We start from the raw sequence: 14,203 nt of genomic DNA, 5'->3' as shown, positions 1-14,203 counted from the left end.
CACAAAAAAGGAGTGCTAATAAGCACTCCTGATATTGCCTCGGGGAGTAATCACACTAACTTACTGGCTTCACCGATTCCGCTGGCTTCCTCATAGGACGGGTAGTCGCTGTAACCCTGAGCGCCACCACCATACCAGTGACTCATATCGTCACAGGGCGCAAGGGGGTAATCCCTGGCAAACCTTACCGGCAGATCCGGGTTGCTGATCCACGGGCGGCCAAATGCGATCATATCAGCCTCGCCACCGGCAATGCGCTGCTCCGCGGTATCTTTGTCGTAGCCGCAATTGCCTATCAACAGACCATTAAATACATGGCGGAACTCTTGCAATGTCATGGGCTCACCGCGCTCATGAAAACCAAAGGCGAGGCCATCCATAATGTGCAGGTAGCCAATGTTGAGCTGGTTAAGCTTGTCTGCCACAAACAGGTAAGTTTCCTTGTAATCATCAGCCCCCATATCATTAAACATCCCGTTAGGGGAGAGACGCACGCCAACTTTTTCCGCTGGCCACACGTCCAGTACCGCCTGCATAACTTCGGCTAAAAAGCGATAGCGATTTTCCAGACTGGCACCGTAGTCATCTTCGCGCTGGTTGCTGCGGCTATCCAGAAACTGGTTAATCAGGTAACCGTTAGCGGCATGGACCTCGATGCCATCAAACCCCGCCTCTTTGGCGTTTTGCGCAGCCTTGCGATAGTCTTCAACGGTGCGCTTAATATCTTCAACGCTCATTGCCTGCGGCACTTCAAAAGGCTTTTTGCCCGCAGGAGTATGAATGCTACTGCCGTCACCAATGGCAATAGCAGAAGCCGAGAAGGGTAATTTACCCTGATGAAAATCACTGTGTGAAGCCCGTCCGGTATGCCACATTTGCAGAACGATCCGGCTGCCAGCGTTGTGCACCCGCTCGGTGATACTGCGCCATGCTGCTGTCATTTCACTGGTATAGATGCCCGGTGCATCAACCCAGCCGTTACCTTCCGGTGATATGCTGGTGGCTTCGGTAATCAGCAAACCGCCGCAAGCCCGTTGAACATAATAGTCGCCCATAACTTTGTTAGGTACCCGGTCTGGCCCCGCACGCCCGCGGGTCAGGGGAGCAAGGACCATGCGATTTTTAAGGGGGTTACCGGCAAAGGTTACTGGCGAGAGTAAGTGCGCTAAAGCCATGAATTTATATCTCCTTGTAATTGCGCTTGTTGCAATAATTACGGGAATTCGCGGCTTTTAGATTAGCCGAAGAAGGGCAGAGAGGTGCTGGTCACGTGGTCGTAAATAAGGGTTGTTTCCACGTGGATCACTTCGTCGCGCCCGGTAACCTGGGTAAAAATAAAATCCCGCAAATGTAATGCGTCGGGCACGCATACGTGAAGCAGAAAGTCATTCTCACCGCCCATATGAAAGACACTTAATACTTCTTTCTGGCTAACCAGTTCCTGCTGGAAACGGGCAACCGTATCACGGTTGTGAGAGGCGAGCCGAACGGCCACCATGGCCTGAATATGACCACCGAGTAAGTTGTAATTCAGCTTACTGCTGGCACCTAAAATTATTCCTTCATTCTGCAGCCGTTTGATTCGTTCCAGGCAGGACGATGGTGCCAGATCAACCTGACTGGCAATGGCTTTGTTGGTAATACAGGGATCCTTAAACAGGCTGGCCAGAATGGCAATGTCGGTGTCATCGAGTTTGCGCATGGCAGCTATCTCCGGGAACCTTTGTTATTAGTCAGCCAGTGTCAGGTTACCCAGAACTACGGCTCTGGATGCGCCAGTTACACTGGGTACGTTGCCTGGTACACGGTGCATATATGCCCAGGCCAGCCATGCAAAGGCAACACCTTCTACCCACTGAGGGTGCAGATCGAGGTTGTCTGTTGCCGCGACAGAGATTTGTGGTAACAGTTCTTTTAGCTTAGCTATTAGCGTTTTGTTAAAAGCGCCACCGCCACAAACGAAGCATTGCTCTATCCGGTCCTGTTGTTCAATGGCTTTAGCAATAGTCGTGGCAGTCAGTGCCAGTAAGGTAGCCTGCACGTCTTGTGGTGCCAGGTCAGTATCCAATGCCTGCAAATGCTGCTGCAGCCAGGTCAGATTAAAATGTTCCCGGCCGGTACTCTTTGGGCCTGTCTGAGCAAAATAGCCGTCTGCCAGCATACTATTGAGCAGCGGCTGATAAACCTTGCCTGATGCTGCCCAGTGTCCATCTACATCGTAAAGTGTATTACGGTGTTTGCGACACCAGGCGTCCATCAGAACATTGCCGGGGCCGGTATCAAATCCTTTAATTGCGCTGCTATCCAGACCTCGCAACACCGTAAGGTTAGCAAAACCGCCAATATTGACAATGACCCGATTGTGGCCGGCTTTGGCAAACTTTGCCGCGTGAAAGGCGGGGACCAGCGGTGCACCCTGACCACCAAAAGCAATATCCTTACGACGAAAATCGGCAACGACATCGATGCCGGTAAGGGCGGCAATAGTGCCTGGATCGCCAATCTGCAGGGTAAAACCGTTTTCGCCTGATGTTCCTGGAGGACCATCCGGATAGTGGCGAACGGTTTGGCCGTGGGAACCAACAGCACGAATGTCAGCCGGTGATAACTGCCGCTCAGCAATTAACTTATTAACCGCCTGAGCGAATACTTTAGCCACAGCCCGGTCTGCCTGGCCGAGGTGATTTATCTCGTTAGGACTGATAATGCATAGTTGATGAAGCTGGTCGAGGAGTTCTTCCGGGTAGGGAACAGAGACGGCCGCAATGGGCGCGATGGCGGTATCAGTAATATCAGTAAGGATGGCATCCACGCCATCCATGCTGGTCCCTGACATTACACCAATAAAGTAGGCCATGAACTATTTCATAGCCAACATAATACGCCGCGAGGTATTTAGCTGAGCGAGTCGCTGTTGTGCAATCTGGTTAAATGCACTGCGCTGACTGGCTGCAATAGGGCGGGCCTTAGGTAAATCTACCGTTCGCGGATTACGGTGGACGCCGTCAACAAGAAACTCATAGTGCAGGTGCGGACCCGAGGCCATACCTGTACTGCCAAGATAACCAACGGTTTGCCCTTGTTTTACGGTCTCACCCTTCTTAACAGCTTTCTTTTTAAAATGCAGATACTTGGTAACGTACTTTTCGCCATGCTGAATAAACACGTAATTACCGTTAAATTTGTTGTAGCCAGCTTCGATGACCTTACCATCGCCTGCGGCCATAACTGGCGTACCCACAGCCGCTACGTAGTCAGTACCACGGTGAGCTTTCCAGCGTTTCTGCACCGGGTGAAAGCGAGCTTTACTAAAATTGGAGCTGACATATTTAAAATTAATCGGTGCACGCAGGAAGCTCTTACGCATGCTGCGACCTTGCGGGGTGTAATAGTTGCCGTCTTCGTGCTGAATTGCCTGAAACATATCGCCCTGATTGACAAACTCGGCAGCGACAATGTCACCATAGCCAACAAATTCGCCGTCGATATAGCGCTCTTCAAACACCACATTAAAACTATCGCCGGATCGAATTTCCATCGCGAAGTCGATATCCCAGCCAAAGATACTGGCCAGATGCATAATCTGATTGTCGGTCAGGCCTGCGGCAACGCCTGCATTCCAGAAACTTGAGGTAATCTCGCCCTGGGCAAAGTTGTATCTGACCTCTACCGCCTTGGTGTCGATGCGGGAGACCAGGTCGTTACTGTCTGCCTGGGGTTCGATATACAGTGTATCGGTGGGCGATAGCGCGTAGCGCAATCCGGCAAACTGATTGTTGATGACGTTCAGGTCCAGTTTATCGCCGGGTAACAGCGTAACCAGGGTTTTTGCTTGTTCGCCAGCATGGCTTACTGCATAAGTATCTTTGGGACTCAGGCCTGCTCGTTTAAAAATTTTGGCCAGAGTGTCGCCGCTTTTTACCTTAAAGGTTTGCCATTGCGGCTCGTCATCCAGTTCGCTGATAACTTCGGATTCGGCGACTGAAATCGACAGTGGGTAACGTTTACCGGTTTCCAGGATAAGTGATTCGGTATGCCGCGATGCTTCGACCTTCTCAGAAGGGAGCAAAATGAGTAAACCAACAAAAGCGCTGGCAGCAGCCAGACCAATGCGGTGAGGCCGCGGCATTTGCTTAAATAAATCAGTGAGTAACTGAGGTGTAAATATCTTTCTCATAACAGCATGAGAATAGCGGTTTCAGGGCCGATATGCTAGTGGCGGTGAATAAAATTACGACGAATATGCGAGTAAATGGGCAAATTATCGCGATCCGGCGTGGATAAAGCACATAAAGGGTTTAAATAGGCGGTTTGCGCGCGTAAAATGCCCGCCCAGAATGAAGTTAGATGGAAACCAATAAAATGAGTGACTGGCAAGCCGCCCTGGCCGAAATTAAACGGGGTACCGATGAAATTTTGCCCGAAGACGCGCTAATTGAAAAACTGAAGTCAGGTAAGCCCCTGACCATTAAAGCCGGCTTCGATCCAACGGCGCCTGACTTGCATTTAGGTCACACCGTTTTGATCAATAAAATGCGCGCTTTCCAGCAACTGGGTCACAATGTGGTATTCCTGATTGGGGATTTTACCGGTTTAATTGGCGATCCAACCGGCAAAAACGTTACCCGCAAACCACTAACTAAAGAGCAAGTACTTGCTAACGCTGAAACCTATCAGCAACAAGTGTTTAAGATCCTGGACCCGGAAAAAACCCAGATTCGTTTTAACTCTGAATGGATGAACGAGCTGGGCGCGGCTGGCATGATCAAACTGGCAGCGAGTCAGACCGTTGCGCGTATGCTGGAACGGGATGATTTTAAAAAGCGTTATGCTAATGAGCAGCCTATTGCGATCCATGAATTCCTGTATCCGCTGGTGCAGGGCTGGGATTCTGTTGCGCTTAAAGCCGATGTTGAGCTGGGCGGTACCGACCAACGGTTTAACCTGTTGATGGGCCGTGAGCTGCAAAAAGAGCAGGGACAGTCGCAACAGGTGGTATTGATGATGCCATTACTGGAAGGCCTCGACGGCGTGCAGAAAATGTCGAAGTCGCTGAACAACTACATTGGTATTACCGACGCACCAACCGAAATGTTTGGTAAAATCATGTCGATTTCTGATGAGCTGATGTGGCGTTACTATGATCTGCTGAGTTTCCGACCGCTGGAAGAAATTGCGGCTCTCAAACAGCAAATGGCTGATGGCGCGAACCCGCGCGACATTAAAATCACCCTGGCAAAAGAGATTATCGCGCGTTTCCATTCCGAAGAAGATGCTGAGGCGGCGCATCAGGATTTTATCCAGCGTTTCCAGAAAAACGCGATCCCGGATGATATGCCAGAGGTCACTGTTGAACTGACCGACGGCGAAATGGCCATCGGTAACTTACTGAAAGAAGCGGGTCTGGTTGGGTCTACCTCAGACGCCATGCGTATGATCAAGCAGGGCGCGGTTAAAATCGACGGTGAGAAAGTATCTGATACTCGTTTGGTGTTAACCGAAAAAGGCGAAAAGGTTTATCAGGTTGGTAAGCGCAAATTTGCCCGGGTAACGCTGGCTTAAGCTATACAAAAAGCAATATAACTGCGCTGCTACTGGCAGCGCAGCCTCTTCTGTAAGTCCTACCCGGCAAAAGTCAGCAACATTTCTGCCGCCAGGCATTCACACAACGCATCACAAACGGGGCAATCATAGCCTTCGTACAGTGCTGCATACTGCCATTTGTTGGGGTGTTTCTTTATCAGCCGACCGCCATTTTTACTAAAGTACCGGTAGGCGCTGTTACCCGGACTTGCCAGCCAGATATGCGCAAGGCCTGCACAACTTCCCTGGCGGCGGGCCGCATCAATGGCCTTATTCAGTAGAGTCGAACCAATGCCATAACCCTGCATTGCCGGGTCCACCGTATTACATTTGAAATAGCAGACCTCGCCAGAGGGTACCTGCCATTCTGCCGGTGTCGCCCATTGGTCAATATCCCACTGGCCCTGGGCAAAAGTGAGCCTGAAGCCGACTAACTTATCCTGATAGAACGCCGCGATGCCAGCATTGATATCGTCTTTTATACCGCGATGATAATACTCGGTAAGATTATCAAGGTTAAGGTAGCCCTCACCCTGCACCCGGTTGCCGAGTTCGAGCACATCAGCAAAATGTGCCGGGGCCAGTTCGGTATAAGTAATATCAGCGCTATTTCTTTTTGCGTCCAAGATCCATTCCTTGTAAATGTACATCCAGTGCATCCAGCGAAATCCGTATTTCCAGTACGGACTGCCACAGGCTGTAGAGCAAAAATACCAGGCTGGCGGCAAATAACCAGTTACCCGCCAACTGATAGGACAGATAAATGGCCAGCATGGACAATACGCACAGGAAAAAGCTGAATACGCCGGTTTCCTGCATGCGTTTTATATAGTGAATACGTTTTCTGAGGTTTTTGATCTGTGCCTGGGTACTTTCGCTGTCTTCGCCTTTATCGAAATGGCGAATTAAGGAAGCGAGAGTGAGAAAACGGTTAGTATAAGCCAACAGTAATAGTGAGATAGCCGGAAACAACATGGCCGGCGTAGCGATATCAATAGTCATAGCAAAAAAACGAGTAGCAACAAGAGCGTAATGATGCCGCTAATAAGCCGTTGTGTCTATGACGAGCGCTTTATTTTACTCATGTGACGACGTCACCGGCAGCTGACTGGCCTGCCATTGCAGCATGTCTCCATCGAGATGGCTAAGCGACGTATAACCCAGTTGAGCGAGGCTTTGCAGCGCTATCCCTGCCCGGCGCCCGGAACGACAATACACTAACATTGGCTGGCTGATGGAGCCCAGGGTTGCCAGGTGTGCATCAAGCTTATCAAAAGGAATGTTTATCGCCCCTGGCACATGACCCTCTGCGTATTCGGTTGCGCTTCGCACATCTATGATGAGTCCGTTAAAGCCGTTTTGGTGGAGCTCATTAACCGCAATATCGGTAAAGCCATTGTGCGCAGCGGCAGTGACGGGCAGTAAAAGTAGGCAAATAAGCAGAAGCGGGTTGAGTGACAGTTTCATTTTTGCTCCTGTTGACGGTAGCTATCGATGTCATGACACAGCGTTTCAATGGCATCGGCAATACGCAGTGTAAAGCGGTGTAAGGCGTTAACATTGGCCTGGATTAAAGGGGCCTGGATAACCGGACGATGGGGTGCCCAGAAATTTTCCAGGGTTTGCATGGACTGGTCACTGGCAGCCACTAGCAGCTGTGGCTGGCGGAGCAGTACCTGTTTGACTGACACCTGAGGGTAATCGATGGGTGAATCGTTAAAGATGGATTGAGCCCCACAGGTGGTTAGGAACTTATTGGCCCAGGCGGCTTTACCAATGGTCATAAGCGGTTGGCTCCACATATAGTAGAACACCTTTACCACCGGCTTGTGCTGATACTGTTGTTGTATTTTTGCTAACTGGGTACGGTACTGATGAACCAGTGTCTGACTCTGCTCGTCGGCCCCGGCAAGTCTGGCGACCTCAAGTATCTCACTGGCAATGGCATCCAGGGTGTCAGGCTGAGAGATAAATACCGGGATCCCCAGACTCTTTAAGCGGGTAATGTCCTGGGGTTTATTACCGCCTCCCCAGGCCAGCACTAAATCAGGCTCTAACGCCATAAGGGCGGTAAAATCCACTCCCTGATAATCGGCAACAACCGGTTTTTCACTGGCCTCAGCGGGATAATCACTAAACGCACTTACGCCAACCAGTTTGTCTTCAAGCCCCAGACTGTAAATCCATTCGGTCAGGTGTGGTGATAAGGTAATAATGCGCTCCACAGCCACAGAGGTTGGGCTGAATACAGCGCAAACAGCCCACAGCAGCAGGTACTTCCATTTTGTCATAGTTTAAGTTGCCAACAAATAATCAGTGCGAAGGTTAAGCCAGTTAAGGTTAACCAGGTGGCTCGGTTAATTGCCCGAAGCGTATAGGTGAGGTCGGACAGGCGGACCTGGCGCGCGCTACCAACCCGATGGTAACGCCGTTTAATACCATGGTAAATAGCCGGCCCGCCGAGCTGAATATTCATTCCAGAGCCAAAGGTAGCCAGGAGCAGGGACGTGAAATCTTTCGATGGACTGGCCAATAAGCCGCGACATGCCTTTACCGGGGACGTGGCCAGGATAATTAAGGCCAGGCCTGTACTGTAGGGCAGCCAAATCAGTACCTGACTAAGCCCGTAGGCTGGCAAAGCAAAGTGTTTAAAGCCTGGGGCAAGCCGGTGCCACTGCCAACGAAATTCAAGTAACAGGCGGTAGGTAAGTGCAGCCAGAGGCCCGGCAATGACAAACCAAAAAATAACGCCGATAAACTGCTGCAAAAATCGTAACAAATAGCTTTCTATTGCGGCTTTGGCGATGCCGATATCTGACAAGGAGGCTGTCTGACGGGCAACCAGCGGACTAAGTTGTTCACGGGCCAGTAACTTTTTGCTGCCACTCAGAGCGTTGGTAATCAGTTTGAACTGACGCCTGACAGGGTAAAAGTTAAGGGTACAAAAGAGTATCAGACTATCAAAGAACCAGCGGTATTCTGCCATCCCCAGCATAAAAGCCAACACCGCAATAAAAGGGAAAGTCAGTACGACAATGCCCAGCGTACCACTGATGTAATGCTGTGAAACCGGGGCAGTTGTATCGGGACACACCTTGACCGCCATGTTGTTTACCAGCATGCGGTAAAGGGTTAAGGGATGAGCCTGGGCCGGAATTCGCCATACCCTGTCTACCAGGATCACGCACAGCGCGATAACAAGGCGTAGGCTGATATCCGGCGGTAGCTGCAACTGCGTCATTATTTGCCTGGTTTGTTTATGACGCGGTGCCTGAGGTGCGCTGGCTTAGGGCCTGAATCATTCCCATTACCAGTTCCGCTGAGTTTTTGGCTGCGGTTTCCAGATAGGCGTTAAATGATACGGTAGACGTTTTACCGGCAATATCCGACAGCGAGCGAATGACCAAAAATGGCGTGCCTAACATAAAGCTGGCCTGTGCAATGGCTGCGCCTTCCATTTCTGATGCGCTGATAGCGGCAAATGACTCACGTAAACTGGCGGCCGCTTCATCGGTGCCAATAAACGAGTCGCCGGTACAGATTAACCCGCGGATGGTTTTTACGTGCAGGGCAGTGGCTGCGGCTTCTTCTGCGGCAGTAATTAACTGCTCGTCACATTCAAATACCGTTGGCATGCCTACGCATTGTCCCAGCTCATAGCCAAAGTGAGTAATGTCCACATCATGATGCTGTACACCGTTGCCAATAACAATATCACCAATTTCCAGGCTGGTATCAAAGCCGCCGGCCGAGCCAGTATTTACTACATAATCGGGCTTAAATTCGGTAATCAGCAGAGTGGTGGCAACGGCGGCGGCAACTTTACCGATACCGCATTTCACTAACACCACGTCCATACCGTGCAAAGTGCCAGTGTAAAAGGTCAGATGCGCTACCTGCTGTTCACTGACATTTTCCAGTGTGTCTTTTAACAGGGCGACTTCCTGATCCATAGCGCCGAGGATACCAATCTTCATATTTAGCCTTTAGTACAATTTATTTAACGGAGATCAAGTGCGTAACGGTGAAGCGTGCACTATGCTTACAAACATACCTGAAAGTGTAATATGAATGTGGGTATTGGTACACTATGATTGCCAAAAGGTTAGTAAAACAGGCTGCTAATAAATTTTGCTGTCTATCCTATTGATGTAATTAGTATTCAAATTTATGGTTTATACATTATTTAAACGTGTTACCGGTGCCGCATTACTGACGGTAAGTCTCTTCTCACCGGCTGTTATGGCCAGTGACAAGCTGGAAATATCGGGTTTTGGCCGCATAGTGGCAGGCTATCTGGACGACCCGAATGTCGAATTTGAAGCCTACACCAACCAGGTATCCTTTACCGAGCAGTCACTTCTGGCCCTGCAGGCCGACTACCACCTTCTTGATAATCTGACTGTTACCGCACAATTACTGGCGCATAGCAGTAACGAGCGTGACTCCGGACTGGAGTGGCTGTACGTGAGCTATGCGCCATCGCCATTGTGGCAGGTAAAAGCTGGCCGGATGCGAACGCCTTTTTATCAGTACAGCGACGTTATCGATGTGGGGTTTGCCTATCCGTGGATCTCTCCTCCGCAACAACTGTACAGCGCCTTTTTGTTTAATCAGTATGATGGTGTCAGTCTGATCCGTCGTTTCTCCTTCGGCGATTTTAGTGCCTCAGTGGAAGGCTACTACGGCGTATTCGATGGCGACACGACCTTTCAGGAGCGCAGTTACCCTACTGACATCAATAACCTGGCAGGTATAGTGTTTAACGGCATGTTTAACAGCAACCTGCGGGTCCGGGCATCCTACATTATGGCGGATTTTAGTCTGGACCTTGAGGAAATTACGCAATTTTCTGACTTACTGCGCAGCTTTGGTTTTAATCAGAGTGCAGACTCCCTGACGATGCAGGGAGAGTTCGATATCTATCAGCTTGGTGTCGCCTACGATTCACTGGACTACAACCTGGCCTCAGAATGGATGGAGATTCAGTCCAATACGGTACTGGCCCCTAATATCGTCAGCTATTATCTGAGCGGTGGCATGGTGTTTCAGCCAGTAACGGTAAGCCTGACTTTTGCTGATATGATTGTTGATCCTTCCACTGCTGCCAGCGATATTCCTTTTGGTCTCTCGCCAGATCTGGATCAGCTGTATTATGGTTATCAGACAATATTTGCTCAGACTCAGGCGTCTGATTTACAGAGCCTGACATTTGGGGTTCGCTGGGATGCCAGTTATAACATTGCTTTTAAAGCTGAAGTCACCCATTTTAAAGGAGCATTAGGGATCTCGACTTTTCAGCCCAGAGAGGGGCGGGGCGATTTTGATGAAAGCGCTAATCTGTACCAGTTGGCTATGGAGTTTGTGTTTTGATGAAATTTTTATCCCATTCCAGACATCTAGTAACAGCAATATTACTTAGCTTGGGCAGCGCAACTAGCCTGGCTCAGCAGTATGATATCAAAGTGGTTGCCAACGTAGATAATCCGGCAATCAAGCTCGACAAGGTTGCGGTGAGAAATCTGTTTATGGGTAATGCCAGTGATGTATTACTCAAGCCCGTCAGTTTGCCACCGGAAACGCTGACCAGAGCGGTATTTAACACCAAAATCATTGGCCTTACCGAAGCCAGAATTCAGTCCTACTGGTCTCAGATGCGCTTTAGCGGTCGTTCCCGTGAGCCAGATCAAATGAGTACCGTAGATGAGTTACTGTCGTTTGTTTCCAGCAATAAAGGTACGGTGGCTTATGTACCGGCAGATGTCGAAATTCCGCCACATCTGACCGTGGTGTATTCCACCGACAAACTTTAGGCTGTTTTATCAACAACCAAAAACGAGGCTGAAAGCCCCGTTTTTGGTTTTTACTATGCTGCAACCTGCTCTCCGCCGGGCTGTCGACTGGAGCGGATTGGCCGGGTCGGGCGCGAAGGCGAAGGGGGATTCATTTTACTGGCGGCGATTTTTGCCTGTTGTTTACGCAGTGGGATCAGTTTTGTTTCCACGCATTCGCGCACTTCATCCACCGAGTAGCCGGACTTCACTTTAAAGCGCGCATGGGGGATCCCCGCTGCATCCAAAGCGCCGGATACAAACCAGTCCCGCTGAGTTTTGTAACCCTCTTTGCCCTGCTTATGGACCAAATCGATAGCCAGTACGGGCGTCATGTCGTCACGACGGCAGAGGACAAAGTCCAGCTGTTTGCTGCCGGCACGCAACAAAGCCTGACGAGCCTGTCGTTTATTGGTGCTGTCGCGCACGGCCAGTAAATCATTAAGGCGAACTCTGGATACAATTCTGAACTCACGTCCAACTGCCTGCTCGAGTAAATTGATAAAGGTGTGTTCTACCTGGGTAAACAGCTGTTGCTTTTTACGAAAGGGAAAACTCATACCGTGATCGGCCAGTTTAAGTGCACCAACAGTAACGACTATCAGTAACATAAACAAAATGATGGCAAGTTCCATACGCTTCCTCAACAAATTAGAGCGTGCAGTCGTCAAAAAAATGACAGTTTCGCACGATGATTTAACTTATTGAGGAAATTGCAAAGGTGGTGCCAGTTAGGTGAGAAAGTCGATCGACTACCGCAAAGTAGTCACTCGCTGGTAATGTCCGCCAGTGAGTCGGAGGCTTTTGTCGGTAATACCAGAATATCAACCTGGGCTCCTTCACCATCCGGTGAGACCACAACCCGCACATTCTGGGCAGTGTTGACCAATAAAACCCGTTTATTGTGCTCGCCTTTCAGCGATAAATCCGGCATAAGCGCAAGATAGTAGGCCACGATGGCATCTGGTGTCTGACCGATAAAATAGATCAAAGACGCCGGTAGCTCAGTGTCAAATGGCTGACACTGTTTGGCATCTTCATGGATCTTAACGGTAAAAAAATCGTCAGGGCAGGTGCTGATCTGCGGTTGCGAGACCGGTGCGGTCGTGGCCAGCGAGTCCGTTGCCATAAAGGACGAAGCCATGACCATCAGGCTGGTAACCAGTATCAGTTTGCGTGGCGTAAATTTCATAGTCTGACGATTAAGTTAATTCATACAGTTACTATAGGAGAGCTCTGACCGCTAAGCAATTGTAAAGGGGCAGATTAACGTATCCACTGAAGTGAATAAGTATATTTACAGACAGGTTAAATAAAAATGGAGCCGAAAGGCTCCATTTAATGCTTTTTGCGTTTGGGGCAATTAAGCGCCAATGTAATCGAGTATACCATCGGCGGCCTTGCGGCCTTCATCGATAGCCGTAACGACCAAATCACTGCCTCTTACCATATCGCCGCCAGCGAAGATTTTAGGGTTTGAGGTCTGGTAAGCGAACTGGCCTTTGGCCGGCGCGCGTACACGGCCTTTTTCATCCAGGATGATGCCGTAATCGGCAAACCATGGAGCCGGGCTTGGCTGGAAACCGAAAGCAATAATCACTGCGTCTGCCTCCAGTACGAACTCAGAGCCTTCCACGACAACCGGACGACGACGACCTGCTGCATCTGGCTCACCCATTTCTGTGCGGACCATCTTAACACCAACGGCTTTGCCGGTCGCATCCACAGCGATATCCAGCGGCTGTACGTTAAACTCAAATTCAACGCCTTCCTCGCGGGCATTTACCACCTCACGACGTGAACCAGGCATGCTCTTCTCATCACGACGGTAGGCACAGGTAACGCGCTCTGCATTTTGACGAATCGAAGTGCGTACGCAGTCCATGGTAGTATCACCACCACCGAGTACGACAACCTTCTTGCCTTTCATGTCGATGAAATCGGCTTCGTCTTTTTCCAGTCCCATTACACGGTTAGTGTTAGAGATCAGGAATGGCAGGGCATCAATCACACCATCAGCGCCTTCGTTGTCGAAACCGCCTTTCATGTATTTGTAGGTACCCATACCCAGGAACACCGCATCGTACTGGTCAATCAGATCCTGGAACGGGATATCCTTGCCAATTTCGGTGTTCAGCACAAACTCAACACCCATTTCGGTAAAGATTTCGCGACGCAGTTTAATAACGTCTTTTTCCAGTTTGAACGACGGAATACCAAAGGTCAGCAGGCCACCGATTTCTTCGTATTTATCGAATACTACAGGTTTAACCCCGTTACGTACCAGAATATCCGCGCAGGCAAGACCTGCCGGGCCGGCACCAACGATGGCAACTTTTTTATCGGTCCAGGTAACACCGCTCATGTCCGGACGCCAGCCCATTTTAAAGGCGGTGTCGGTAATGTGCTTTTCGATTGAGCCGATGGTCACCGCACCAAACTCATCATTCAGTGTACACGAGCCTTCGCACAGGCGATCCTGCGGGCAAACACGGCCACATACTTCAGGCAGGCTGTTGGTTTGGTGAGATAACTCAGCCGCTTCCATAAACTTACCTTCGTTAGCCAGTGCCAGCCACTGTGGAATGTAGTTATGCACCGGGCACTTCCACTCACAGTAAGGGTTACCGCAGTCCAGGCAGCGGTCTGCCTGGCCTTCAGCCTGAGAATTGGTTAACGGGTGATAAATTTCCGCAAAGCCGGTTTTGCGATCCATAATCGGCTTCTTCGGTGGATCTATCCTTTCTACGTCAACAAACTGATAAACATTCTTAGCCATTATCTTCCCC

The 14,203-nt window shown here is 50.0% G+C and carries 16 protein-coding genes; 3 read left to right on the top strand and 13 right to left on the bottom strand.

Features of this window, described 5'->3' with window-relative positions; translation table 11 throughout:
* Positions 1-50: 50 nt before the first annotated feature.
* The 4 genes from BFC17_RS19925 to BFC17_RS19910 all read right to left on the bottom strand — a co-directional run bounded on the left by BFC17_RS19925 (position 51) and on the right by BFC17_RS19910 (position 4,177).
* Positions 51-1,175 carry an alkene reductase gene (locus tag BFC17_RS19925; protein WP_070178267.1) on the bottom strand — a complete coding sequence of 375 codons (1,125 nt, stop codon included), beginning with the start codon at positions 1,173-1,175 and terminating at the stop codon, positions 51-53.
* A 62-nt stretch (positions 1,176-1,237) separates the two neighbouring features.
* Positions 1,238-1,702 carry an Lrp/AsnC family transcriptional regulator gene (locus BFC17_RS19920; protein WP_070178266.1) on the bottom strand — a complete coding sequence of 155 codons (465 nt, stop codon included), beginning with the start codon at positions 1,700-1,702 and terminating at the stop codon, positions 1,238-1,240.
* 27 nt (positions 1,703-1,729) lie between these two features.
* Complete coding sequence (locus BFC17_RS19915; RefSeq protein WP_070178265.1) at positions 1,730-2,857, bottom strand: anhydro-N-acetylmuramic acid kinase; 1,128 nt, start codon at positions 2,855-2,857, stop codon at positions 1,730-1,732.
* Positions 2,858-2,860: 3 nt separating this feature from the next.
* Positions 2,861-4,177, bottom strand: coding sequence for an OapA family protein (locus BFC17_RS19910; protein ID WP_070178264.1), 1,317 nt, complete (start codon positions 4,175-4,177; stop codon positions 2,861-2,863).
* A gap of 185 nt (positions 4,178-4,362) precedes the next feature.
* Between BFC17_RS19910 and tyrS the strand changes: the two genes are divergently transcribed.
* Positions 4,363-5,562: a tyrosine--tRNA ligase gene (gene tyrS, locus BFC17_RS19905; protein ID WP_070178361.1), complete on the top strand. Its 1,200-nt coding sequence runs from the start codon at positions 4,363-4,365 to the stop codon at positions 5,560-5,562.
* 59 nt (positions 5,563-5,621) lie between these two features.
* On the opposite strand, the gene BFC17_RS19900 is transcribed toward tyrS, so the two are convergent.
* The 6 genes from BFC17_RS19900 to BFC17_RS19875 all read right to left on the bottom strand — a co-directional run bounded on the left by BFC17_RS19900 (position 5,622) and on the right by BFC17_RS19875 (position 9,560).
* A complete protein-coding gene (locus BFC17_RS19900) occupies positions 5,622-6,209 on the bottom strand; it encodes a GNAT family N-acetyltransferase (RefSeq protein WP_229680986.1) in 588 nt (195 codons plus the stop codon).
* Positions 6,190-6,585 (bottom strand): DUF2721 domain-containing protein, encoded by a 396-nt coding sequence (locus BFC17_RS19895; protein ID WP_070178262.1) that lies wholly within the window; start codon positions 6,583-6,585, stop codon positions 6,190-6,192. The genes BFC17_RS19900 and BFC17_RS19895 overlap by 20 nt, the downstream gene beginning before the upstream one ends.
* A gap of 75 nt (positions 6,586-6,660) precedes the next feature.
* Positions 6,661-7,050: a rhodanese-like domain-containing protein gene (locus BFC17_RS19890; RefSeq protein ID WP_083271863.1), complete on the bottom strand. Its 390-nt coding sequence runs from the start codon at positions 7,048-7,050 to the stop codon at positions 6,661-6,663.
* The gene (locus tag BFC17_RS19885; protein ID WP_070178261.1) at positions 7,047-7,874 is read right to left on the bottom strand and encodes a cobalamin-binding protein; all 828 of its coding nucleotides are present in this window, start codon (positions 7,872-7,874) and stop codon (positions 7,047-7,049) included. The genes BFC17_RS19890 and BFC17_RS19885 overlap by 4 nt, the downstream gene beginning before the upstream one ends.
* Positions 7,871-8,824 (bottom strand): cobalamin biosynthesis protein CobD/CbiB, encoded by a 954-nt coding sequence (locus BFC17_RS19880; RefSeq protein ID WP_070178260.1) that lies wholly within the window; start codon positions 8,822-8,824, stop codon positions 7,871-7,873. The genes BFC17_RS19885 and BFC17_RS19880 overlap by 4 nt, the downstream gene beginning before the upstream one ends.
* Before the next feature lie 16 nt (positions 8,825-8,840).
* Positions 8,841-9,560: a 5'-methylthioadenosine/adenosylhomocysteine nucleosidase gene (locus BFC17_RS19875; RefSeq protein WP_070178259.1), complete on the bottom strand. Its 720-nt coding sequence runs from the start codon at positions 9,558-9,560 to the stop codon at positions 8,841-8,843.
* 193 nt (positions 9,561-9,753) lie between these two features.
* Between BFC17_RS19875 and BFC17_RS19870 the strand changes: the two genes are divergently transcribed.
* Positions 9,754-10,956, top strand: coding sequence for a porin (locus BFC17_RS19870; RefSeq protein WP_070178258.1), 1,203 nt, complete (start codon positions 9,754-9,756; stop codon positions 10,954-10,956).
* The gene (locus BFC17_RS19865) at positions 10,956-11,396 is read left to right on the top strand and encodes a hypothetical protein (RefSeq protein WP_070178257.1); all 441 of its coding nucleotides are present in this window, start codon (positions 10,956-10,958) and stop codon (positions 11,394-11,396) included. The genes BFC17_RS19870 and BFC17_RS19865 overlap by 1 nt, the downstream gene beginning before the upstream one ends.
* 53 nt (positions 11,397-11,449) lie before the next feature.
* Here the strand turns inward: BFC17_RS19865 and BFC17_RS19860 are convergent, their stop codons facing one another.
* From BFC17_RS19860 to BFC17_RS19850, 3 genes are all read right to left on the bottom strand, one after another.
* Positions 11,450-12,049, bottom strand: a complete 600-nt coding sequence (locus BFC17_RS19860; protein ID WP_070178256.1) for a DUF2726 domain-containing protein — start codon at positions 12,047-12,049, stop codon at positions 11,450-11,452.
* Positions 12,050-12,180: 131 nt separating this feature from the next.
* On the bottom strand, positions 12,181-12,606 hold the full coding sequence (locus tag BFC17_RS19855; protein WP_070178255.1) for a hypothetical protein: 426 nt from the start codon (positions 12,604-12,606) through the stop codon (positions 12,181-12,183).
* Positions 12,607-12,777: 171 nt separating this feature from the next.
* Positions 12,778-14,193, bottom strand: coding sequence for an FAD-dependent oxidoreductase (locus BFC17_RS19850; protein ID WP_070178254.1), 1,416 nt, complete (start codon positions 14,191-14,193; stop codon positions 12,778-12,780).
* Between the last annotated feature and the right edge of the window lie 10 nt (positions 14,194-14,203).

The sequence above is a fragment of the Marisediminitalea lipolytica genome, from assembly GCF_001758465.1.
Classification (GTDB): Bacteria; Pseudomonadota; Gammaproteobacteria; order Enterobacterales; family Alteromonadaceae; genus Alteromonas; species Alteromonas lipolytica.
This window is presented reverse-complemented; position numbering and strand designations above follow the sequence as displayed.